The following is a 22,111-nucleotide window of genomic DNA, read 5'->3' on the forward strand; positions in this document are numbered from 1 at the left end:
GTAGAAAAATGGAGTAAAAGACACATATTTTTGTGACTGAACGATGAATCCGGCGCGCGCGCATACTAAATAGAGCGCAAAGCCGGCCAGAGTTGGAAAACTGCCGGACCTTGACTCCGGCGAGGATGGAGAACGCTGATGCCTGCTGTGCAGGAGACAATCGATCAGGTCCGCATGATCGATGTGGACCAGTATAGGTACGGATTTGAGACGCTCATCGAGAGCGACAAGGCGCCCAAGGGGCTCAACGAGGACATTATCCGCTTTATCTCGGCCAAGAAGGGCGAGCCGGAGTGGATGACGGAGTGGCGCCTGCATGCCTATGAGCGCTGGCTCACCATGCAGGAGCCGAGTTGGGCGCGCGTCAGCTATCCGAAGATCGATTTCCAGGACCTCCACTATTATTCCGCTCCGAAGAGCCAAGCGGGGCCAAGTTCGCTCGATGAGGTCGATCCGGAGTTGCTGCGCACCTACGAAAAGCTCGGCATTCCTCTGAAGGAACAGGAGATTCTGGCTGGCGTGCGCAAGGCAGGCGAGCCGAGCCCGCTGGATGGCGAGGCCGATGAGGCGGGCGAGAACGTATATCAGTCGGGCCGCGTGGCGGTCGACGCGGTGTTCGATTCAGTCTCCGTGGTCACCACCTTCAAGAAGGAGCTGGCCAAGGCCGGTGTCATCTTCTGCTCGATCTCCGAGGCGATCCGCGAGCACCCGGAGCTGGTGCGCAAGTATCTGGGCTCCGTGGTGCCGCCGACGGATAATTTCTACGCCACGCTTAACTCGGCGGTCTTCACCGACGGCTCTTTCGTGTACGTGCCGAAGGGCGTGCGCTGCCCGATGGAGCTTTCCACCTACTTCCGCATCAACGAAAAGAACACGGGGCAGTTCGAGCGCACGCTGATCATTGCCGAGGAAGGCTCCTACGTCTCCTACCTGGAGGGCTGCACGGCGCCTCAGCGCGACGAGAACCAGCTTCACGCGGCCGTCGTCGAGCTGATTGCGCTGGATGATGCCGAGATCAAGTATTCCACGGTGCAGAACTGGTATCCGGGCGACGCACAGGGCAAGGGCGGCATCTACAACTTCGTCACCAAGCGTGGCGACTGCCGCGGTAAGAACTCGAAGATCTCCTGGACGCAGGTGGAGACCGGCTCGGCGATTACGTGGAAGTACCCGTCCTGCCTCTTGCGCGGCGATAACAGCCGCGGCGAGTTCTATTCGATTGCCGTGTCGAACGGCCATCAGCAGATCGATTCCGGGACCAAGATGATCCACCTCGGCAAGAACACGTCGAGCCGCATCATCTCCAAGGGCATTTCGGCCGGCAACTCGAACAACACTTATCGCGGCCAGGTCTCCGCGCACCGCAAGGCGGCGAACGCGCGCAACTTTACCCAGTGCGATTCGCTCTTGATCGGCAACGACTGCGGTGCACACACCGTGCCCTATATCGAGGCCAAGAATGCAACGGCGCAGTTCGAGCACGAGGCGACGACGTCGAAGATTTCCGAGGACCAGCTCTTCTATGTGATGCAGCGTGGCATCCCGGAGGAAGAGGCGATCGCGCTGATCGTCAACGGCTTCGTCAAGGACGTTATCCAGGAGCTGCCGATGGAGTTCGCCGTCGAGGCGCAGAAGCTGATCGGCATTTCGCTTGAAGGTTCGGTCGGCTGAGCCGGCGTGAGAAGTTTGGGAAGAACAAATATGCTTGAAATCAAGAACCTGCACGCCCGCATCGCCGAGGACGGTACGGAAATCCTGCGCGGCGTCGACCTGAAGGTGAAGGCCGGCGAGGTTGCCGCCATCATGGGGCCGAACGGCTCCGGCAAGTCCACGCTTTCCTACGTGCTTGCCGGTCGCGAGGACTATGAGGTGACTGAGGGCGACATTCTCTTCAACGGCGAGTCGGTCCTCGATATGGATCCGGCGGAGCGCTCGGCCGCCGGCCTCTTCCTCGCCTTCCAGTATCCGATGGAGATACCGGGGGTCGCCACAATGGAATTCCTCAAGGTGGCGATGAACGCGCAGCGCAAGGCGCGCGGACAGGAGGAGCTGAAGATTCCGGAGCTTATGAAGCGCGTGCGCGGGGCGGCCGAGGAGCTGGACATGGATATGAGCATGCTCAAGCGGCCGCTCAATGTCGGCTTTTCCGGCGGCGAAAAGAAGCGTGCGGAGATCCTGCAGATGAAGCTTTTGGAGCCGGCACTTTGCGTGCTCGACGAGACCGATTCCGGCCTCGACATCGACGCGCTGAAGATCGTCGCCGATGGCGTCAATGCGATGCGCTCGCCGGACCGGGCGATCGTGGTGATCACCCACTATCAGCGCCTGCTCGACTACATCGTGCCGGATTCGGTGCATGTGCTCTACAAGGGCCGTGTCGTGAAGTCGGGCGACAAGGTGCTGGCGCAGGAGCTGGAGAAGAGCGGCTATGCCGGGCTCGTCGGCGAGGCGGCGTAGGGGGCGGCGATGAATATACAAACGCAAATAAAGCGCACTGCCGCCGAGGATGCGCTTCTTCAGGCCTTCGCGGAGCGCGCCGAATACCTGCCGGGCAACACCGCAGTTGCGGAAAAGCGCAACGCGGCGGTGGAGGTCTTGAAGCGCGGTCTGCCTAACCGCAAGGTCGAGGCTTGGCATTATACGGATTTGCGCCGGCTCCTTTCCTCCGTGCCCGCGTTCGACCTTACCGCGCATGCAGCGCCCCGGGAGCCGCTCCTGGCGGGCTCGGCGGTGCTTCCGGTGCTGAATGGCGTGGCCGGCCGGGCAGAGGTGCCCGAGGGAATCTCGGTCGCCAGCATGGCGGCCAAGCTCACCGACGGCAGCCTTGCGTCGCTGCTGGGGCCGGACGAAGCGGACGACACGGTTTCGGCCATTAATGCAGCCTTCGCGGCCGACGGTTTCGCCATCGATATCCCAGCCGGTACCGCGCTTGAACGGCCCATCGAGCTGCAGAACGTGCAGGCCGGCGGGCAGGCGCACACACGTTTCGCCGTGCGTGCGGGCGAGGGCGCTAAGGCGACCATCGTCGAGCGGCAGACGGGCGAGGGCGACGCGCTGGTCTCCTCGGTCAGCCATCTGGACGTGGGCGACGGAGCGGAAATCCTCTGGCTCATCATTCAGGAACAACCGGAAGGGGCGAGCCACCTTGGCCAGATCAATGTGAGGATCGGCAAGGACGTCAAGCTCACCATGTTCGTGATGAACGCCGGGGGCAAGCTGGTGCGCCAGGAACTGCGGCTTGTGGCGGAGGGCCAGGGTTCGGAGTTCCGCCTGCGCGGGGTCAACCTGCTCTCCGGCCAGACCCATTGCGAAGTCACCATGGTGCTCGACCATGTGGGCCCGGCGACCGTGTCGACCGAAACCATCCGCAATGTCGTGACCGACCGCGCCGAAGGTGCATTCCAGGGCCAGATCCGCGTGGCACGCGAGGCGCAGAAGACAGACGCAAAAATGGCCTGCAACACGCTGCTTCTTTCGGACGAGGGCAGCTTTTCGGCCAAGCCGGAGCTGGAAATCTTCGCCGACGATGTGGCCTGCGGCCACGGCGCGACGGTGACGGAGATCGAGGCCGATCATCTGTTCTACCTGATGGCGCGCGGCATCGACGAGAAGACCGCACGCGGCCTCTTGGTCAAAGCCTTCGTGGCCGAGGTGATCGAGGAACTGGAGAACGAACCGGTGATCGAGGCGCTGGAAGCCAAGCTCGACGCCTGGTTCGCCCAGCACGGATAGAGGCCCCAAGCGCGCCGAAAGGCGCAAGGTAGATATGGACCAGAAAGTCGAAAACGGCACCTATGACGTCGAGGCGATCCGCCAGGATTACCCGATCCTTGCACGCGAGGTCTACGGAAAGCCGCTGACTTATCTCGACAACGCGGCTTCCGCGCAGAAGCCGCAGGCCGTCATTGATGCGGTTACGCACGCCTATTCCCAGGAATACGCGAACGTGCACCGCGGCCTGCACTTCCTGTCGAATGCCGCGACCGAAGCCTATGAAAAGGCACGGGAGACAGTGCGCCGCTTCCTGAATGCGCCGAGCGTCGAGGAGATCGTCTTCACCAAGTCGGCAACCGAGGCTATCAACACCGTCGCCCACGGCTATGCGATGCCGCGGATCGGCGAGGGCGACGAGATCGTGCTGTCGATCATGGAGCATCACTCCAACATTGTGCCCTGGCACTTCCTGCGTGAGCGGAAGGGGGCGAAACTGGTGTGGGCGCCGGTCGATGATGATGGCGCATTCCATCTCGAGGAATTCGAGAAGTGCCTGACGGAGCGCACTAAGCTCGTCGCCATCACTCAGATGTCGAATGTTCTCGGCACGGTGACGCCCATTGCCGAGATCGTGCGCATCGCTCATGCGCGCGGTATTCCCGTGCTCGTGGACGGCAGCCAGGGCGCCGTCCATATGCCGGTCGACGTGCAGGCGCTCGGTTGCGACTTTTACGTGTGCACCGGGCATAAGCTCTACGGCCCCTCGGGTATCGGCGTGCTCTACGGCAAGCGCGACATGCTTGCCGAGATGCGGCCCTTCCAGGGCGGCGGCGAGATGATCGAGGACGTGACGGTGGACGACGTCACCTATAACGAGCCGCCGCACCGCTTCGAGGCCGGAACGCCGCCCATCGTGCAAGCGATCGGCCTGGGGGCGGCGCTCGAATATGTGGAAGGCATCGGCCGCGAGAACATCGCCGCGCACGAGGCGGATATTTCGAAATATGCCCATGAGCGGCTGAGCCAGATCAATTCCCTGCGCATTTTTGGCACTGCGCCCGGCAAAGGCTCGATCCTGTCCTTCGAGCTTGCCGGCATCCATGCCCACGACGTTTCGATGGTCATCGACCGCGCGGGCGTGGCGGTGCGCGCCGGCACCCATTGTGCGCAGCCGCTCTTGAAGCGGTTCGGCGTGACCTCGACATGCCGGGCTTCCTTCGCCATGTATAATACGCGGGCCGAGGTGGACGCGCTCGCGCAAGCGCTCGACGCGGCGCGCAAATTCTTCGGATGAAGACGATGACGGATACGAGCCAGAAGCCAGAGACGAACGATGCCGGGGCGGCCGAAGGCAGGCTTTCCACAGCCTCCGCCCTTCCGCAGGACGAGCTTGCGCGCATGACCGACGATATCATCGGTGCGCTGAAGACAGTCTACGATCCGGAAATCCCGGCCGACATCTACGAACTCGGCCTGATCTACAAGATCGATATCGAGGACGACCGCTCGGTCAAGATCGACATGACGCTGACTGCGCCCGGCTGCCCTGTGGCCGGCGAAATGCCCGGCTGGGTGGAGAACGCCGTCCGTGCTGTCGAGGGCGTCGGCGATGTCGAGGTCAGCATGGTCTTCGACCCGCCGTGGACGCCCGACCGCATGTCGGAAGAGGCGCAGATCGCCATCGGCTGGTACTGAGGTGCAGACGGACGGTGCTTGCAACGCCCGCCTTTCTTGACCATCTTTACAGAGAAGCCTTTCCGCGAGTCTTGACCTCGCCGTGAATGGAGAAATTTATGGGCCGCTTTCAAGTCATCACCATAACGGATGCCGCCGCTTCCCGCGTGCGCGAGATCGTCGAGACGCGCGATGGTGCGCATGGCGTACGCGTGGGCATCAAGAAGGGCGGCTGCGCGGGCATGGAATACACTGTCGACCTGGTGAGTGAGCCCGACCCGAAGGACGACCATGTCGAGCATAGCGGCGCCCATGTCTATGTGGCGCCGGAAGCAGCCCTTTTCCTTCTCGGCACGGAGATGGACTTCGAGGTGACGCGGCTCAGGACTGGCTTCACCTTCAAGAATCCCAACCAGAGTTCTGCTTGCGGCTGCGGCGAATCCGTCGAACTCAAGCCCGCCGACCTGAAGGCGCTGGCCGAGGCGCGTGCCGCAGGCGCGGCGTGAGCTTAGTCGATCCAGACACCGTTTCGCCGGTGCCAATCGGCAATTGATTCTTCCGGGTAAAGCGCGAAGGTGGCGTCGCCCTCGCGTATATCCGGCTCGACCCAGCTTGCCTTGTATTTCAGCATGAGGTGCACGCTGCTCGGCGGCTTCGGAAGCTCGGTGTCGATGGCCGAAGCGAAGGGGTGGATGAGTTCCGGCCAGGTGGGATCGTAGAGCCACAGGGCCGAGCCGCACTCGCGGCAGAAGCGGCGCTCTCCGGTGGAAATCTCGCAGTGCGGACGTTCCTCATCCTCGATCTCGGCGCGGTAGAGGCCGAGATGCTCTTCGCCTTCGGCGGCAAGTGTCGATGACTGCGCGCCGAGATTGATCGCATATCCGCCGCCGCCCTGCTGCTTGCGGCAGATGCTGCAGTAACAGCGCTGATAGGGGACGGGCGTATGGCTTTCGACTTGAAACTTGACTGCACCGCAGCGGCACGAGCCTTTCAGCGTCATGGGCATGGTTGTATCCCTGAAGGAGCGAACCATGGGAGCTTAAGGCGGAAAACACGCTCTGTCAGCGGATGTTGCAAAGTCACCTGACAGCCGCTGCGGACAATGGCATTCTCACAGGATGACTGACGACGATATCCGCGACCTCTTTGCCGGCCTGGGACCGGTCACGATCAAGCGAATGTTCGGCGGCAAGGGCATCTATCACCAAGGCGTGGTCTTCGCGCTCGAGGTGGACGGTGAAATCCTGCTGAAAGCTGATGCGCTGAGTGCTTCTGAGTTCGTGGCCGCGGGAAGCCGGCAGTGGGTTTATACCGGCCATCCCGGCCGCAAGCCGACGGCGATGCCCTACTGGTCGATCCCCGAGAGCGCAATCGACGATCCCGATGAGATGGCGCTATGGTCGCGGCGCGCCTATGAGGCGGGATTGCGCGCGAGAAAGTAGAGTGGATGGGGCTGAAGCCTCAGACCTTCCCGTGCACCTTCATGAAGTCAGGAATGTCGTCGCCGAAACCGACCGGAGCGCTGGTGTCTTCTCTTTCCTGCTTAGGGGCAGGTTTCTTCTGCTCAGCTTCGTTGGAGGATTTGATCGCATCCTTGCGTCGGCGCCGGTCCTCCGCCGGCTTCGGCGCGGCCTCGTCAGGGCGCTTGGCCTTTTCGGGTGCCGTTCTGCGGCCGCCACGCGCTCGTTCGCCGCGCCCCGTACGGCCCCGCCGGGGCCGTTCTTCGGCCTCGTCTTCCGCCGTGAGCGTGGAAAGATCGCCGTCGAGCCACGCGATCTCCTGGCCAATCAGCTTCTCGATACCCGCTACATACTTCTTGTCGGCGCGGGTGACGATGGTGAAGGCCTTGCCGGAGCGGCCCGCGCGGCCCGTGCGGCCGATGCGGTGCACATAGTCTTCGGCGTGCGTCGGCACATCGAAATTGAAGACATGGCTCACGGCGGGGATGTCGAGGCCGCGCGCGGCAACGTCTGAAGCGACGAGCAGCTTGAGATTCCCCTTGCGGAAATTTTCCAGCATCATCATGCGTGCGCGCTGGTCCATGTCGCCATGCAGTGCGCCGGCGTCGAACTCATGACGCGCCAGTGAACGGAAGAGCGTGGCCACCTCGGTCTTGCGGTTGCAGAAGATGATGGCGTTCTTCACCTCGTCGCCTTCGGCGCGGATGAGCTCCCTCAGGCGCTCGCGCTTCGCCCACGGCTTAGAACCGGCCTTGACGAGGCGCTGGGTGATGTTGACCGCCGCCGTCGCCGGCCGCGATACCTCGACGCGCACCGGCGCCTGCAGGAACTGCTGCGTGAGCTTTGTGATCTCCGGCGGCATGGTGGCGGAGAAGAACAGCGTCTGCCGCGTGAAGGGGATGAGCTTGCAGATACGCTCGATATCGGGGATGAAGCCCATGTCGAGCATGCGGTCCGCCTCGTCGATGACGAGGATGTCGACGCCCGTGAGCAAAAGCTTGCCGCGCTCGAAATGGTCGAGCAGGCGGCCGGGCGTGGCGATGAGCACGTCGGCACCGCGTTCGAGCTTGCGTTCCTGCTCATCGAAGGAAACACCGCCGATCAGAAGCGCGATGTTGAGCCGGTGGTTCTTGCCGTATTTGACGAAATTCTCTTCCACCTGAGCGGCGAGTTCGCGCGTCGGCTCCAGGATCAGCGTGCGCGGCATGCGGGCGCGGGCCCGCCCGCGCTCCAGCCTGGTGAGCATGGGCAGCACGAACGAGGCCGTCTTTCCCGTGCCGGTTTGGGCAATGCCCAGCACGTCCTTGCCTTCAAGCGCATGCGGGATGGCGCCGGCCTGGATGGGCGTGGGTTCGGTGTAGCCGGCGTCGCTGACGGCCGAAAGGACCTTCGGCGACAGGCCGAGGTCTGCGAAGGTCACAGCGTCCTGTGCGGTTTCTTGGTCTATTGACACGTATCGATTGTCTTTGCTGCTCTATGCGTTACGGCGGATGCCTCGCGCTCCGGCCGGGCTCATGCCCACGACCTCAAGACGGGGCCTAAGGCGTGGTGCGCGTAATGTCAACAGCGTGCGTAACGGGCTAGTAACGGAACTGTTCCGCCAGGATGCGCTCGTTCCACGAATGGCTGGCGTCGAAGAGGATGGTGGCGGTCATGTCATGGGATTCATGCACACGCACCGACACCACCGATTTTATCTCCGTGTGATCGGCGACGGCGTTGACCGGCCGCTTTTCCGGCTCCAGCACCGTCAGGTCGACGGTCGCCTGGTTGGACAGAAGCGCACCACGCCAGCGCCGCGGCCGAAAGGGACTGACCGGGGTAAGCGCCAGAAGCGGCGCATCGAGCGGCAGGATCGGCCCGTGCGCGGACAGATTGTAGGCGGTGGAGCCGGCGGGCGTGGCCACCATGACGCCGTCGCAGATCAATTCGTCGAGCCGCACCTTGCCATCGATGGCAATGCGGATTTTCGCCGCCTGATAGGACTGGCGCAGGAGTGATACCTCGTTGATGGCGAGCGCCTTCGATACTTCGCCCTCCATGTCGGTGACGGTCATCTCCAGCGGCCGGACGGTTTCGGCGATGGCCTCGGTGATGCGCTCGCGCAGACCCTCCTCGCGATACTCGTTCATGAGGAAGCCGATCGTGCCGCGGTTCATGCCGTAGATCTTCTTGCCCGAGCCCATCGTCTCGCGCAGGGTGTGCAGCATGAAGCCGTCGCCGCCGAGGGCGACGATAATGTCGGCGTTCTCCGGCCGTTCCTGACCGTAGAGCACGGAAAGCCTGGCGGCCGCCTTCTGGGCGTCATCCGTGTTCGCCGAAACGAAGGCAAGGGCGAGTTGCGGCTGAGTCATGTGCGGCGCGTGGTTCCGTTGCTGGCCGAAGAGAGACAACGGGTAGCACGCGCTTTGCGGATCTGCAAAGCGGCTCCGGGCGGTACCTCTGCTGGTGGAGGCCAGCCGAATCTGCGCTACGAAACGGGGTGCGATTTGAGATGTGGTGCCCCCGGCAGGACTCGAACCCGCGACCCCCTGATTACAAATCAGGTGCTCTACCAACTGAGCTACAAGGGCACGGCCGTGCGCATAGCACAATCGGCGATGGAGTAAAACGATTCTCATTACCGGCTACGCACCGGATCTCTTGCGGCTGAAAGGAGACATAGGCAGCGGTGAAAAGCACCAAAAGGGCATCGATCATGCAGGCGAGCTGCGGCCAGATCAGTATCAGGCTCTCCGAAAGCGGCAGGGGCGCACCCAAAGTGCAAAGGCGATGCCCAACGAACGCGTCGCCGGATTAAGCAAAGCGACCGTCATCTCACCGTAAATTAGAACCAATGTGGCAGCAATTCGACAGAAATATTGCGGGATTTAATCTTTGGTGAGCGGCTTCGTGGAAGGCCGAAGGCTGGCGCTCATCCTCACCTTTCCGAACGCCGCCGGGCGGCGTAGAGCGAGACGGCGGCGGCGTTCGAGACGTTGAGGGAGCGGATGGGACCGGGCATGTCGAGGCGGGCGAGCGCGTTGACGGTCTGGCGTGTCTTTTGCCGTAATCCTTTGCCTTCCGCGCCAAGTACTAGGGCGAGCTTGCCGTCCTTAATCGTCTCTTCCAGCGTTTGCAGTCCCTCCGAATCAAGACCGACGGTATAAAATCCCGCCGCGTGCAGTTCCCCGAGGGCGTCGGCCAGATTGCGTACGGCGATATGATCGATGTGCTCCAGGGCGCCGGAGGCCGCCTTGGCGAGCACGCCCGATTCGGCCGGGCTGTGGCGGGCGGTTGTCACCAGCGCGTCGACACCGAAGGCGACGGCCGAGCGCATGATGGCGCCGACATTGTGCGGGTCCGTCACCTGGTCGAGCACAAGAACGAGGGATGCGTCGCCGAGCGCGGAAAGCGGCTTGGGCGCGCGTGCCTTCGCCTCGATCAGGACGCCCTGGTGCACGGCCTCGGTGCCCGTCAGCGCGTCTATCGCCTTCGGCTCCACCTCCTCAGCGGGAAAGGGCAGGGCGGAAAGATCGCCCAGCCCGAGCCGCTGCGCGGCATTGCGTGTAACCAGCATGCGGTGGACCGTGCGGGCGGGGTTGTCGAGGGCGGCGCGCACAGTGTGCAAGCCGTAAAGACGCACGAGGCCTTCGGGGACGCTCGCCGCCGGCAGCGCGCCGCGCGGGTGCTGCACTTGATGCGTGCGCTGGCGGTGGGCCCGGCGCAGGCGGGCGTAGTGGCTGTCTTTGGGTGTTCCGGGCTTGTCGTCGCTCATCGGGCTCCTATAGCCGAGGCGCGGGCGTACGCCTATCGCAGAAAGAGGAGGTGGCGCGAATTTCCCGTCGAATGCCTATCATGCTGTTGACAGTGCCCAACGTCATCGCCATAAGGCGTCGCGGAAAACGGGTGTGCCATTGAATGGTTGCGCCGGCTTTCCCAAATAACTCGCTGTACGATTCCGGCGACGGTACGGAGGGGTGTCCGAGTGGTTAAAGGAGACGGACTGTAAATCCGTTGGCTATGCCTACGCTGGTTCGAATCCAGCCCCCTCCACCATCCTGCGCCTTCGGGTGGGCACCACAGAAAAGTGGACTGACGACCGAAGGCGGATCTAGGTGTTGGAGTGCCCTCCAAAACTCAGTAAAGGAGGGCTGTATCCTTCTGCGGGTATAGCTCAATGGTAGAGCAGCAGCCTTCCAAGCTGAATATGCGGGTTCGATTCCCGCTACCCGCTCCAGCCTGCGTCGTTCCATTCCCAATGCCTTGCCTACTTGTCCGGCTATGACAGTCCGACATCATATTGGTGCCTGCGGCCGTCACTATCGTTAACCATTCATTTTCCCCAGATCAGCCAGGCTGCCGATGATTCGGAGCTTCTGGGGAGTTGTTGCTGTGAGCGTTTTGGTGTTCCCGCTGTATCGTCAACGAGATCTGGTAAACAAAGTCGTGGAAGGCCTGTCAAAGCGCCACCACAACGAAGCTAACCTTTACTGGCGCGGGATGGCCAAGCAGCTGCTCGCACACCTCACAGCTTCCGGAGTTGCCGTGGAACCGGCGCAAGAGCAAATCCGAATGCTGTTTTATACGGCCCTGGATGAGATGCAGACAGCATCCTTGCACGCTTCCGAAAACACTCGGCAATAGGACCCGATCCGCCTACTGATTACGAAACCGAAGGTAGTAGCGCGTTTCGTGTCGCGCACTGGCTGCGAGCTTCGACCGCAACGATGGCGGTCACTTTCAGCACGAGAAATCGAGGCCGATGTCGCGCCCACGGCATCCGCGCGGGCACGACATCTAGTCCCGTCAGTTCTGTCCCGCCGTGAAGAAACCGGAGCCAACGGATTCGTTGTCTTCTCCGTATCACCGGTGCCCCAGAAGTAAGGCCAGATCTGGCAAATAACTCCTCGTGTAATGACTGACGCGCTGGCGGCTGGCGGCGAGGAAGCAAAGCGCGCGTTTGAGGCCATGATGACCATGAAGAAAATCGACGTCGCCGCGATCGAGGCAGCACGGCGCGGGTGACGCTTTTCCGCGTCTTGCGTGCCCACTCGCCACCGTGATGTTCGTCGCGCCCCGAGACCAGCTCGAGCACCTGCACCGTATAGTCGGCAGTGTCAAACTTCGCGGCGCGCGCCTTGGATGGGAGGAATTGCGCGGCCGGGATGAGGATCAGGATGCCGTTGGCGGCGATCCACGGCACGCGCCTGAGCTTCACGCCGATCAGCCCGGCCTGGCGGTCCTTCGCCGGCGCGAAGCCGAAGCCTCTCACCGCCGCCAACGCAGGGATCAGCGGCAGGAAGCCGCGGCCTTCTTGGAACCAGCAGTGCGCTGAGGGCTGCAGCCAGTCGCCGACAAGGGGCTTGTTTTTTGCGGTCTTTGCCGCTAATCGCCCGGCAACTGAAATCGAAAATCACGCCGCCCAAGGAAAATTGAGATGGCCAAAGGTAAATTTGAGCGCACGAAGCCGCATGTGAACATCGGGACGATTGGTCACGTCGACCATGGCAAGACGTCACTGACGGCGGCGATCACGAAGTATTTCGGCGAGTTCAAGGCGTATGACATGATCGACGCCGCACCCGAGGAGAAGGCGCGCGGCATCACGATCTCGACGGCGCATGTGGAGTACGAGACGGAAGCGCGGCACTACGCGCACGTCGACTGCCCGGGCCACGCCGACTATGTGAAGAACATGATCACCGGTGCCGCGCAGATGGACGGGGCGATCCTGGTGGTTTCGGCCGCTGACGGCCCGATGCCGCAGACGCGCGAGCACATCCTTCTGGCCCGCCAGGTTGGCGTTCCGGCGATCGTGGTGTTCTTGAACAAGGTCGACCAGGTGGACGATCCGGAGTTGCTCGAGCTGGTCGAGCTTGAGGTGCGCGAGCTTCTGTCGTCCTACGAGTTCCCGGGCGACGACATTCCGATCGTCAAGGGTTCCGCACTTGCCGCGCTCGAGGACTCCAACAAGGAGATCGGCGAGGACGCGGTGCGGGCGCTGATGGCCGAGGTCGACCAGTACATTCCGACGCCGGAGCGTCCGATCGACCAGCCGTTCCTGATGCCGATCGAGGACGTGTTCTCGATTTCGGGCCGCGGCACGGTGGTGACGGGCCGCGTCGAGCGCGGCGTGGTCAAGGTGGGCGACGAGATCGAGATCGTCGGCATCCGCCCGACCTCGAAGACGACGTGCACGGGCGTCGAGATGTTCCGCAAGCTGCTCGACCAGGGCCAGGCGGGCGACAACATCGGTGCGCTTTTGCGCGGCGTGGAGCGCGAGGGCGTGGAGCGCGGCCAGGTTCTGGCCAAGCCCGGTTCGGTGACGCCGCACACGAAGTTCAAGGCGGAAGCCTACATCCTGACGAAGGAGGAGGGTGGCCGCCACACGCCGTTCTTCACCAACTACCGTCCGCAGTTCTACTTCCGCACGACGGACGTGACCGGCGTGGTGACGCTGCCCGAGGGCACCGAGATGGTGATGCCCGGCGACAACATCACGGTGGACGTGGAGCTGATCGTGCCGATCGCCATGGAGGAGCGGCTGCGCTTCGCCATCCGCGAAGGCGGCCGCACCGTCGGCGCCGGAATCGTCGCGGCAATCACCGAGTAACAGTCGCGATTACATGCGACTGGTGAACAAGGGGCGGCTTCGGCCGCCCTTTTTGTTTGATTGGCGCGGAAGCAACCCCCACATTGCGCTATGGTGGTGGGTCCTCGGAAGGAAAACGCGATGAAGAAGGATGTGCCGAGCCTGTATGACTGGGCAGGCGGCGGCGAAGCCTTTAACCGGCTGACGGAGGTTTTCTACGCAAAGGTGCTGCAGGATCCTCTTCTCGAGCCGGTATTCCGCAACATGTCCGACGATCACCCGCAGCACAGGACCGCCTTTATCGGCGAGGTGTTCGGCGGACCGGCGGCCACCGCGAAATGATTGCACATCACCTGAACCGGCATTTGACGGAGGGGCAGCGTCGCCGCTGGATCGAGCTGCTCCAGGACGCGGCCGATGCGGTCGAACTGCCGGAGGATCCCGAGTTCCGCTCTGCCTTCATGGCTTACGTCGAATGGGGGCACCCGATTGGCGAAGTTCAACTCTAATCGGAAGCCGGGTTACGAGCCTGCCGATGAACCGATGCCCGAATGGGGCTGGGGCGTGCCGGGCGGCCCGTATCAGCCGCAGTCCGGTTCCTGAGTGTGGATTTGGCACCGCTGGCGGCAAAGAACACCGACCTGCCTATATTGGGTGCAAAGATACTTTACAGATAGGATGGAAATCCTTAGGAAGCGCCTGCCCGTAGCGCGCTGAGCGCAGGCGAGAAGGGGTATAGCTCAGTTGGTAGAGCGGCGGTCTCCAAAACCGCAGGTCGGGGGTTCGAGCCCCTCTGCCCCTGCCACCTTCGTTTCGGGTCCCACGATTGCCGACAAAGGCCCTTGCGTAGGGGAAAGATTGGCACTATGTAGGGAACGGACACGGTGCGTGGAGCCGGGGAACGGCTTTACGCGCCTTTGTCGCGCGTCTGGAGCAAGGTGGCGATTCGCAGGGCCGGCTTCGCATCGTGCCCAGGTTTCCGCATGGGTGCGACACGCGGCAAGAGAACCGGGATTTCCCGGCGCTTCAAGATATATAGAGCGATAGATGGCGTCTAAGACCACGAACCCTTTCACGTTTCTGCAGCAGGTACGGGCCGAAACGGCGAAGGTGACATGGCCGTCGCGGAGGGAAACATTGATTTCCACCGTCATGGTGCTTGCATTCGCCGCCTTGGCCGCGCTCTTCTTTTTTGCCGCTGACCAGGTGATGTCGTGGGCAATCGAACTGATTCTGCAGATCGGCTCTTGAACGGCGGCGGCACAGGGAGAATTTTTTGAAATGACTGCGCGGTGGTACATCGTCCACGCTTACTCGAATTTCGAGAAGAAGGTTGCCGAATCGATCGAGGAGCAGGCGCGCCAGAAGGGGCTGGGTGACGCGATCGAAGAGGTCGTAGTGCCGACGGAGAAGGTCGTCGAAGTGCGCCGTGGCCGCAAGGTTGATGCCGAGCGCAAGTTCTTTCCGGGTTACGTGCTGGTGAAGGCCGACCTGACGGACGCCGTATTCAGTCTCATCAAGAATACGCCGAAGGTGACTGGCTTTCTTGGGGATTCCAGGCCGGTGCCGATTACGCAGGCGGAAGCTGATCGCATCTTGCACCAGGTCCAGGAGGGCGTCGAGCGACCGAAGCCTTCGGTTACCTTCGAGATCGGCGAGCAGGTGCGCGTTTCCGATGGTCCCTTCGCTTCCTTCAACGGAGCCGTCCAGGAGGTCGACGAAGAGCGTTCGCGCCTCAAGGTGGAGGTTTCTATCTTCGGGCGCGCCGTGCCCGTCGATTTGGAGTTCGGTCAGGTCGAGAAGAGCTGATCGGCGGTTCCGGCTTCCCGGAACGATAATGGTGGAAGGATAAGGCGGCGTAGCCGGCCGCCAGTGTCCGCACCACCGAACTGCAACCGCCGGCCGAGGCCGGCATGAAACGAGGCAGATAAGAGATGGCTAAGAAGATTGCAGGCCAGCTCAAGCTCCAGGTCCCCGCGGGATCGGCGACGCCGTCGCCGCCGATCGGACCTGCGCTTGGTCAGCGTGGCATCAATATCATGGAGTTCTGCAAGGCATTCAACGCGCAGAGCCAGGAGATGGAGAAGGGGTCGCCCATCCCGGTGGTCATCACCTACTACCAGGACAAGTCGTTCACCTTCACCATGAAGACCCCGCCGGTGAGCTACTTCCTCAAGAAGGAAGCGAAGCTGAAGTCGGGTGCCAAGGAGCCGGGCAAGCAGACGGTTGGCCAGATCTCGCGCGACAAGGTGCGCAAGATCGCCGAGGCCAAGATGGCTGACCTGAACGCGAACGACGTGAACGCGGCTATGCGCATGGTGGAGGGCTCGGCCCGCTCCATGGGCCTGGAAGTGGTGGGCTGAAGAGATGGCTGTGAAACTTTCCAAGCGTTTGGCCAAGAGCCGTGAGGGCATCGACCGCAACAAGCATTACCCGCTTGAAGAGGCAGTGAAGCTTCTGAAGGAGCGGGCGACGGCCAAGTTCGACGAGACCATCGAAGTGGCGATGAACCTCGGCGTCGACCCGCGTCATGCCGATCAGATGGTGCGTGGCGTCGTCAACCTGCCGAACGGCACTGGCCGCTCGGTGCGTGTGGCCGTGTTCGCCAAGGGCGACAAGGCGGATGAAGCCAGGGCCGCCGGCGCCGACATCGTCGGCGCGGAGGACTTGGTGGAAAGCGTGCAGAAAGGCGAAATCGATTTCGACCGCTGCATTGCCACGCCCGACATGATGCCGCTGGTCGGCCGGCTCGGCAAGGTACTGGGGCCGCGCGGCCTGATGCCGAACCCGAAGGTGGGGACGGTGACGGCTGATGTGGCAGCCGCTGTCGAGGCCTCGAAGGGCGGCGCTGTCGAGTTCCGGGTCGAGAAGGCGGGCATCGTGCATGCCGGCGTCGGCAAGGTGTCTTTCGACGCCAATGCCATTGCCGAGAATGTGCGTGCGTTTGCCGATGCCGTAACCAAGGCCAAGCCGTCGGGCGCCAAGGGCAACTACGTCAAGCGCGTGGCTCTGACGTCGACCATGGGCCCCGGCCTTAAGATCGACCCGTCAACCTTGAGCGCGTAGTAGATTTCTGCCGGGAAGGAGCATCCTTCCCGGCACATCCATTCCGGGGCGGCAACGGCCCGGAAGCTGGGGACATCCCCGGCAATCCTGTCCGAGACTGCAGGCGGCTCGCCTTAATTCGAAAGAGCCTGCATGAGACGGGTAAGAATCGACTTAAGGTCTTGCGCAAGCAGGCCGACGGAAGGTTCGAACCGTGTTGGCCTTTTGTTCGATTGCCGGTTCTGCCGGCGCGGCGAAAGGGGGCAGGATCCTCGAGCGTCGTTCGGGTGATCCGCAAGGAAAGCCCGTCCGGCAAAAGGCAACCCGGCGGCAAACCTATAGAAATAGGGCGCCGTCAACTGGAGAAAGGCTGTGGACAGAGCGGAAAAACGCGAGTTCGTCACGGGCCTGAACCAGGTGTTCGAGAACACCGGTTCTCTCATCGTGGCACACTACACCGGTCTGACCGTCGCGCAGATGAACGACCTTCGGTCGAAGATGCGCGAGGCAGGCGGGACCGTCAAGGTCGCGAAGAACCGTCTCGCCAAGATCGCTCTTCAGGGTACCAAGTCCGAAGGCATTCAGGCCCTCTTCGAGGGGCAGACCCTGATTGCTTATTCGGACGATCCGGTTGTCGCTCCGAAGGTCGCCAGCGATTTCGCCAAGGGCAATGACAATCTCGTCATCCTTGGCGGTGCGATGGGCACGACCACGCTCGACGCCGACGGCGTGAAGGCGCTTGCCGCGCTGCCGTCGCTGGACGAGCTCAGAGCGAAGATCGTCGGCATGATTCAGACGCCGGCAACCCGGATCGCCCAGGTCGTCAATGCACCAGCAGGCCAGCTTGCCCGTGTATTCGATGCCTATGCCCGGAAGGACGAGGCGGCATGAGGCCGTTCCTCACAACCAACAACACAGTTCGAACTTTTACGAAGGAAATGAACAATGGCTGATCTTGCGAAGATCGTTGATGACCTTTCCAGCCTGACCGTCCTCGAGGCGGCCGAGCTGTCGAAGATGCTGGAAGAGAAGTGGGGCGTCTCCGCGGCGGCTCCGGTGGCCGTGGCGGCTGCCGGCGGTGCCGGTGCGCCTGCCGAGGCGGCGGAAGAGAAGACCGAGTTTGATGTCGTTCTCGCCGAGGCCGGCGCGCAGAAGATCAACGTGATCAAGGAAGTGCGCGCCATCACCGGCCTGGGCCTGAAGGAGGCCAAGGACCTGGTTGAGGCCGCGCCGAAGCCTGTCAAGGAAGGCGTGTCCAAGGACGAGGCCGACAAGATCAAAGCGCAGCTCGAAGGGGCCGGCGCCAAGGTTGACCTGAAGTAATGCTTGCAGTCGGCCCGCGGGCAGCCGTCCGCGGGCCGGCAGCGAGACGTAATTGAAGTGAAAACCTTTTTCCTGAAGGCCTCCAAAGCGGCCGTCAGGAAACGGGTTTTTATCCGTTTGGATTGGTCGCCTTCCAGGGCGGCCCATGTGGCAGGTAAGCGGCAGGCAAGGAGCGACGATGGCCCAGACCCAGACTTTCAACGGTCGCAGGCGCGTACGCAAGTTTTTCGGGAAGATTCCGGAAGTTGCGGAGATGCCGAACCTCATCGAGGTTCAAAAAGCATCCTATGATCAGTTCCTCATGGTCGAGGAGCCCGAGGGCGGGCGTCCCGACGAGGGGCTGCAGGCGGTCTTCAAGTCGGTCTTTCCGATCCAGGATTTCGCCGGCACGGCGATGCTTGAATTCGTCAAGTACGAGTTCGAGCTCCCCAAGTTCGACACCGAGGAGTGCCGCCAGCGCGACCTCACCTATGCAGCGCCGCTGAAGGTGACGCTGCGCCTTATCGTGTTCGATATCGACGAGGACACGCAGGCCAAGTCCATCAAGGACATCAAGGAGCAGGACGTTTACATGGGCGACATGCCGCTCATGACGTCGAACGGCACCTTCATCGTCAACGGCACCGAGCGCGTGATCGTCTCGCAGATGCACCGCTCGCCGGGTGTCTTCTTCGACCATGACAAGGGCAAGTCGCACTCGTCCGGCAAGCTGCTTTTTGCGGCGCGCGTCATCCCGTATCGCGGTTCCTGGCTCGACATCGAGTTCGACGCCAAGGACGTCGTTTACGCGCGCATCGACCGCCGGCGTAAACTCCCCGTCACGTCGCTGCTGATGGCGCTCGGCATGGACAGCGAGGAGATCCTTTCGACCTTCTACAACCAGCTGACCTATATCCGTGACGGCGAGAACTGGCGCGTGCCGTTCTCGGCCGAGCGCTTCCGCGGCATGAAGGCCACGGGCGACATCATCGACGCCGATTCGGGCGAGGTGGTGCTGGAAGCCGGCAAGAAGATGACGGCGCGCCAGGCTCGGCAGCTTGCCGAGAAGGGCTTGAAGGCCGTTCGCGCCAACGAGGACGACCTGATCGGCAATTACCTTGCCGAGGATATCGTCAACCTGGAGACGGGCGAGATCTTCCTCGAGGCCGGCGACGAGATCGACGAGAAGACGCTTAAGGTTCTGCTTGATGCGGGCGCCGAGGAGGTGCATTTCCTCGACATCGACCACGTCAATATCGGCGGCTACATCCGCAACACGCTGGTCGCCGACAAGAACGAGGCCCGCCAGGACGCGCTGTTCGACATCTACCGTGTGATGCGCCCGGGCGAGCCACCGACGCTGGAGACGGCGGAGGCGATGTTCCACTCGCTGTTCTTCGACCCCGAGCGCTACGACCTCTCGGCCGTCGGCCGGGTGAAGATGAACATGCGCCTGGAGCTGGACGCCGAGGACTCCGTGCGCGTCCTGCGCAAGGAAGACATTGTCGCCGTGGTCAAGACGCTGGTCGAGCTGCGCGACGGCAAGGGCGAGATCGACGATATCGACAATCTCGGCAACCGCCGCGTGCGCTCGGTCGGCGAATTGATGGAGAACCAGTACCGCGTCGGTCTCCTGCGCATGGAGCGCGCCATCAAGGAGCGCATGTCCTCGATCGAGATCGACACCGTCATGCCGCAGGACCTGATCAACGCCAAGCCGGCGGCCGCCGCCGTGCGCGAGTTCTTCGGCTCCTCGCAGCTCTCGCAGTTCATGGACCAGACGAACCCGCTGTCGGAGATCACCCACAAGCGCCGCCTGTCGGCGCTCGGCCCGGGTGGTCTGACCCGCGAGCGCGCCGGTTTCGAGGTGCGCGACGTGCACCCGACGCATTACGGCCGCATCTGCCCGATCGAGACGCCGGAAGGCCCGAATATCGGTCTGATCAACTCGCTTGCGACCTTTGCCCGCGTCAACAAGTATGGCTTCATCGAGACGCCCTACCGCAGGATCATCGACGGTAAGGTGAGCGAGGACGTCATCTATCTGTCGGCGATGGAAGAGGCCAAGCACTACGTTGCCCAGGCCAATGCCGAGATCGACAAGGACGGCCGCTTCGCCGACGAGTTCGTGGTCTGCCGCCACGCCGGTGAGGTGATGATGGCACCGCGCGAGAACGTCGACCTGATGGATGTCTCGCCGAAGCAGCTCGTTTCGGTTGCCGCCGCGCTCATTCCGTTCCTGGAGAACGACGACGCCAACCGCGCGCTCATGGGGTCGAACATGCAGCGTCAGGCCGTGCCGCTGGTGCGTGCCGAGGCGCCGTTCGTCGGCACCGGCATGGAGCCGGTGGTGGCGCGTGATTCGGGCGCAGCGATTGCCGCCCGCCGCACGGGCGTGGTCGACCAGGTGGACGCGACTCGTATCGTTATCCGCGCCACCGAGGACGTGGATGCCTCCCAGTCGGGTGTTGATATCTATCGGCTGCAGAAATTCCAGCGTTCGAACCAGAACACCTGCATCAACCAGCGTCCGCTGGTGCGGGTGGGCGATGAGGTCAACAAGGGCGACATCATCGCCGACGGCCCGTCGACGGACCTGGGTGATCTGGCGCTCGGCCGGAACGTGCTCGTCGCCTTCATGCCCTGGAACGGCTACAACTACGAGGATTCAATCCTGCTCTCCGAGCGGATCGTGCGCGACGATGTCTTCACCTCGATCCACATCGAGGAGTTTGAGATCATGGCGCGCGACACCAAGCTCGGGCCGGAGGAGATCACGCGCGACATTCCGAACGTTTCGGAAGAGGCGCTGAAGAACCTCGACGAGGCGGGCATCGTCTATATCGGCGCGGAAGTGCAGCCGGGAGACATCCTGGTCGGCAAGATCACGCCGAAGGGCGAAAGCCCGATGACGCCGGAAGAAAAGCTCCTGCGCGCCATCTTCGGTGAGAAGGCGTCCGATGTTCGTGACACGTCCATGCGCATGCCCCCCGGCACCTACGGAACGGTGGTCGAGGTGCGCGTCTTCAACCGCCACGGCGTGGAGAAAGACGAGCGTGCCATGGCTATCGAGCGCGAGGAGATCGAGCGGCTGGCCAAGGACCGCGATGACGAGCAGTCGATCCTCGACCGCAACGTCTATGCGCGTCTTGCCGACATGCTTGTCGGCAAGACGGCGATCGCCGGACCCAAGGGCTTCAAGAAGGGCACCAAGCTGACTTCGGAACTGCTCGACGAGTATCCGCGTTCGCAATGGTGGCAGTTTGCCGTCGAGGACGAGAAGCTGCAGACCGGACTTGAGGCGTTGCGCGCTCAGTACGACGAGTCCAAGAGCGCGCTCGAGCAGCGCTTCATGGACAAGGTCGAGAAGGTGCAGCGTGGCGACGAGATGCCCCCCGGCGTCATGAAGATGGTCAAGGTCTTCGTCGCCGTGAAGCGTAAGATGCAACCCGGAGACAAGATGGCCGGTCGGCACGGCAACAAGGGCGTCGTCTCAAGGATTGTGCCCGTCGAGGACATGCCGTTCCTTGACGACGGTACCCACGTGGACATCGTGCTCAACCCGCTCGGCGTGCCAAGCCGCATGAATGTCGGCCAGATCCTGGAGACGCACCTTGGCTGGGCCTGCGCGGGCATGGGCCGCCAGATCGGCGAACTGATCGACGCCTATAAGGAGAAGGGCGATATCAAGCCGCTCCGGAAGACGATCGAGAAGTTGATCCCGAACAACGACCGCAACGAACCGGTGCGTGCGTATGACGACGATAGTGTCATACGGCTCGGCGAGCAGATGCGTCGCGGTGTTTCGATCGCCACGCCTGTTTTCGACGGCGCGCACGAATCCGATATCAATGAGGTATTGGAGGAAGCAGGGCTCAATTCGAGCGGTCAGGCGACGCTCTATGACGGCCGCACGGGTGAACCGTTCGATCGCCAGGTGACGGTGGGCTACATCTACATGTTGAAGCTGCACCACCTGGTGGACGACAAGATCCACGCCCGCTCCATCGGTCCGTACTCGCTCGTCACCCAGCAGCCGCTGGGCGGAAAGGCGCAGTTCGGTGGCCAGCGCTTCGGCGAGATGGAGGTGTGGGCGCTGGAGGCCTATGGCGCCGCCTACACGCTGCAGGAGATGCTGACAGTCAAGTCGGACGACGTGGCCGGCCGCACCAAGGTCTACGAGGCCATCGTGCGCGGCGACGACACCTTCGAGGCGGGCATTCCCGAGAGCTTCAACGTCTTGGTCAAGGAGATGCGTTCGCTGGGCCTCAATGTGGAGCTCGAGAACTCGCGCCTTGATGAGCCACCGGCGCAATTGCCCGACGCAGCAGAGTAACTTGCG

22 protein-coding genes, 4 tRNA genes and 1 pseudogene are annotated in these 22,111 nt (G+C 62.6%); 22 read left to right on the top strand and 5 right to left on the bottom strand.

What is annotated here, in order from left to right; all coding sequences use genetic code 11:
* Positions 1-138: 138 nt before the first annotated feature.
* The 6 genes from sufB (at position 139) to sufA (ending at position 5,894) form a co-directional block, all read left to right on the top strand.
* Positions 139-1,671, top strand: a complete 1,533-nt coding sequence (sufB, locus tag N5A92_RS08475) for a Fe-S cluster assembly protein SufB (protein WP_260901756.1) — start codon at positions 139-141, stop codon at positions 1,669-1,671.
* Positions 1,672-1,701: 30 nt separating this feature from the next.
* Positions 1,702-2,457: a Fe-S cluster assembly ATPase SufC gene (gene sufC / locus N5A92_RS08480; protein ID WP_260901758.1), complete on the top strand. Its 756-nt coding sequence runs from the start codon at positions 1,702-1,704 to the stop codon at positions 2,455-2,457.
* A gap of 9 nt (positions 2,458-2,466) precedes the next feature.
* Positions 2,467-3,732 (top strand): Fe-S cluster assembly protein SufD, encoded by a 1,266-nt coding sequence (gene sufD / locus N5A92_RS08485; protein ID WP_260901762.1) that lies wholly within the window; start codon positions 2,467-2,469, stop codon positions 3,730-3,732.
* Positions 3,733-3,766: 34 nt separating this feature from the next.
* Positions 3,767-5,008 carry a cysteine desulfurase gene (locus tag N5A92_RS08490; protein ID WP_260901764.1) on the top strand — a complete coding sequence of 414 codons (1,242 nt, stop codon included), beginning with the start codon at positions 3,767-3,769 and terminating at the stop codon, positions 5,006-5,008.
* A 5-nt stretch (positions 5,009-5,013) separates the two neighbouring features.
* The gene (locus tag N5A92_RS08495) at positions 5,014-5,409 is read left to right on the top strand and encodes an SUF system Fe-S cluster assembly protein (RefSeq protein ID WP_260901767.1); all 396 of its coding nucleotides are present in this window, start codon (positions 5,014-5,016) and stop codon (positions 5,407-5,409) included.
* Positions 5,410-5,507: 98 nt separating this feature from the next.
* Positions 5,508-5,894, top strand: a complete 387-nt coding sequence (gene sufA, locus N5A92_RS08500) for a Fe-S cluster assembly scaffold SufA (protein ID WP_260901769.1) — start codon at positions 5,508-5,510, stop codon at positions 5,892-5,894.
* A 2-nt stretch (positions 5,895-5,896) separates the two neighbouring features.
* Here sufA and N5A92_RS08505 read toward each other — a convergent pair whose 3' ends face one another.
* On the bottom strand, positions 5,897-6,394 hold the full coding sequence (locus N5A92_RS08505) for a GFA family protein (protein ID WP_260901771.1): 498 nt from the start codon (positions 6,392-6,394) through the stop codon (positions 5,897-5,899).
* Between the two features lie 112 nt (positions 6,395-6,506).
* Here N5A92_RS08505 and N5A92_RS08510 point away from each other — a divergent pair, with 112 nt between their 5' ends.
* Positions 6,507-6,830 (top strand): TfoX/Sxy family protein, encoded by a 324-nt coding sequence (locus N5A92_RS08510; RefSeq protein ID WP_260901773.1) that lies wholly within the window; start codon positions 6,507-6,509, stop codon positions 6,828-6,830.
* Positions 6,831-6,849: 19 nt separating this feature from the next.
* Here N5A92_RS08510 and N5A92_RS08515 read toward each other — a convergent pair whose 3' ends face one another.
* The 4 genes from N5A92_RS08515 to N5A92_RS08530 form a co-directional block, all read right to left on the bottom strand.
* A complete protein-coding gene (locus N5A92_RS08515) occupies positions 6,850-8,301 on the bottom strand; it encodes a DEAD/DEAH box helicase (RefSeq protein WP_260901775.1) in 1,452 nt (483 codons plus the stop codon).
* Between the two features lie 127 nt (positions 8,302-8,428).
* Complete coding sequence (locus N5A92_RS08520) at positions 8,429-9,202, bottom strand: NAD kinase (RefSeq protein ID WP_260901776.1); 774 nt, start codon at positions 9,200-9,202, stop codon at positions 8,429-8,431.
* Between the two features lie 143 nt (positions 9,203-9,345).
* Positions 9,346-9,421 (bottom strand) — tRNA-Thr (locus N5A92_RS08525).
* 347 nt (positions 9,422-9,768) lie between these two features.
* On the bottom strand, positions 9,769-10,605 hold the full coding sequence (locus N5A92_RS08530) for a TrmH family RNA methyltransferase (RefSeq protein WP_260901779.1): 837 nt from the start codon (positions 10,603-10,605) through the stop codon (positions 9,769-9,771).
* A 196-nt stretch (positions 10,606-10,801) separates the two neighbouring features.
* Between N5A92_RS08530 and N5A92_RS08535 the strand changes: the two genes are divergently transcribed.
* The 15 genes and pseudogenes from N5A92_RS08535 (at position 10,802) to rpoB (ending at position 22,105) form a co-directional block, all read left to right on the top strand.
* Positions 10,802-10,886 (top strand) — tRNA-Tyr (locus N5A92_RS08535).
* Positions 10,887-10,993: 107 nt separating this feature from the next.
* Positions 10,994-11,067 (top strand) — tRNA-Gly (locus N5A92_RS08540).
* A gap of 155 nt (positions 11,068-11,222) precedes the next feature.
* Positions 11,223-11,474 carry a DUF6074 family protein gene (locus tag N5A92_RS08545; RefSeq protein WP_260901780.1) on the top strand — a complete coding sequence of 84 codons (252 nt, stop codon included), beginning with the start codon at positions 11,223-11,225 and terminating at the stop codon, positions 11,472-11,474.
* Positions 11,475-11,714: 240 nt separating this feature from the next.
* A pseudogene (locus N5A92_RS27640) lies at positions 11,715-11,855 on the top strand (VOC family protein); the annotation flags it as partial.
* A 412-nt stretch (positions 11,856-12,267) separates the two neighbouring features.
* The gene (gene tuf / locus N5A92_RS08555; RefSeq protein ID WP_260901783.1) at positions 12,268-13,443 is read left to right on the top strand and encodes an elongation factor Tu; all 1,176 of its coding nucleotides are present in this window, start codon (positions 12,268-12,270) and stop codon (positions 13,441-13,443) included.
* 120 nt (positions 13,444-13,563) lie between these two features.
* The gene (locus N5A92_RS27265) at positions 13,564-13,764 is read left to right on the top strand and encodes a globin domain-containing protein (RefSeq protein WP_313958398.1); all 201 of its coding nucleotides are present in this window, start codon (positions 13,564-13,566) and stop codon (positions 13,762-13,764) included.
* Positions 13,761-13,931 (top strand): globin family protein, encoded by a 171-nt coding sequence (locus N5A92_RS27270; protein ID WP_313958399.1) that lies wholly within the window; start codon positions 13,761-13,763, stop codon positions 13,929-13,931. Before N5A92_RS27265 ends, N5A92_RS27270 begins: the two co-directional genes overlap by 4 nt.
* 220 nt (positions 13,932-14,151) lie before the next feature.
* A tRNA-Trp gene (locus N5A92_RS08565) sits at positions 14,152-14,227 on the top strand.
* Between the two features lie 242 nt (positions 14,228-14,469).
* Positions 14,470-14,673, top strand: coding sequence for a preprotein translocase subunit SecE (gene secE / locus N5A92_RS08570; protein WP_163273196.1), 204 nt, complete (start codon positions 14,470-14,472; stop codon positions 14,671-14,673).
* A 30-nt stretch (positions 14,674-14,703) separates the two neighbouring features.
* Positions 14,704-15,231, top strand: coding sequence for a transcription termination/antitermination protein NusG (nusG, locus tag N5A92_RS08575; protein WP_260901787.1), 528 nt, complete (start codon positions 14,704-14,706; stop codon positions 15,229-15,231).
* 125 nt (positions 15,232-15,356) lie between these two features.
* Positions 15,357-15,785, top strand: a complete 429-nt coding sequence (gene rplK / locus N5A92_RS08580; RefSeq protein ID WP_159593281.1) for a 50S ribosomal protein L11 — start codon at positions 15,357-15,359, stop codon at positions 15,783-15,785.
* Between the two features lie 4 nt (positions 15,786-15,789).
* Positions 15,790-16,488, top strand: a complete 699-nt coding sequence (rplA, locus tag N5A92_RS08585; protein WP_260901792.1) for a 50S ribosomal protein L1 — start codon at positions 15,790-15,792, stop codon at positions 16,486-16,488.
* 351 nt (positions 16,489-16,839) lie between these two features.
* Positions 16,840-17,358: a 50S ribosomal protein L10 gene (rplJ, locus tag N5A92_RS08590; protein ID WP_260901794.1), complete on the top strand. Its 519-nt coding sequence runs from the start codon at positions 16,840-16,842 to the stop codon at positions 17,356-17,358.
* A gap of 54 nt (positions 17,359-17,412) precedes the next feature.
* A complete protein-coding gene (rplL, locus tag N5A92_RS08595) occupies positions 17,413-17,790 on the top strand; it encodes a 50S ribosomal protein L7/L12 (RefSeq protein ID WP_260901797.1) in 378 nt (125 codons plus the stop codon).
* Between the two features lie 178 nt (positions 17,791-17,968).
* Positions 17,969-22,105 (top strand): DNA-directed RNA polymerase subunit beta, encoded by a 4,137-nt coding sequence (gene rpoB, locus N5A92_RS08600; RefSeq protein WP_260901801.1) that lies wholly within the window; start codon positions 17,969-17,971, stop codon positions 22,103-22,105.
* Positions 22,106-22,111 lie beyond the last annotated feature (6 nt).

Origin of the sequence: Chelativorans salis (genome assembly GCF_025336525.1) — a bacterium.
Taxonomy (GTDB): domain Bacteria; phylum Pseudomonadota; class Alphaproteobacteria; order Rhizobiales; family Rhizobiaceae; genus Chelativorans; species Chelativorans salis.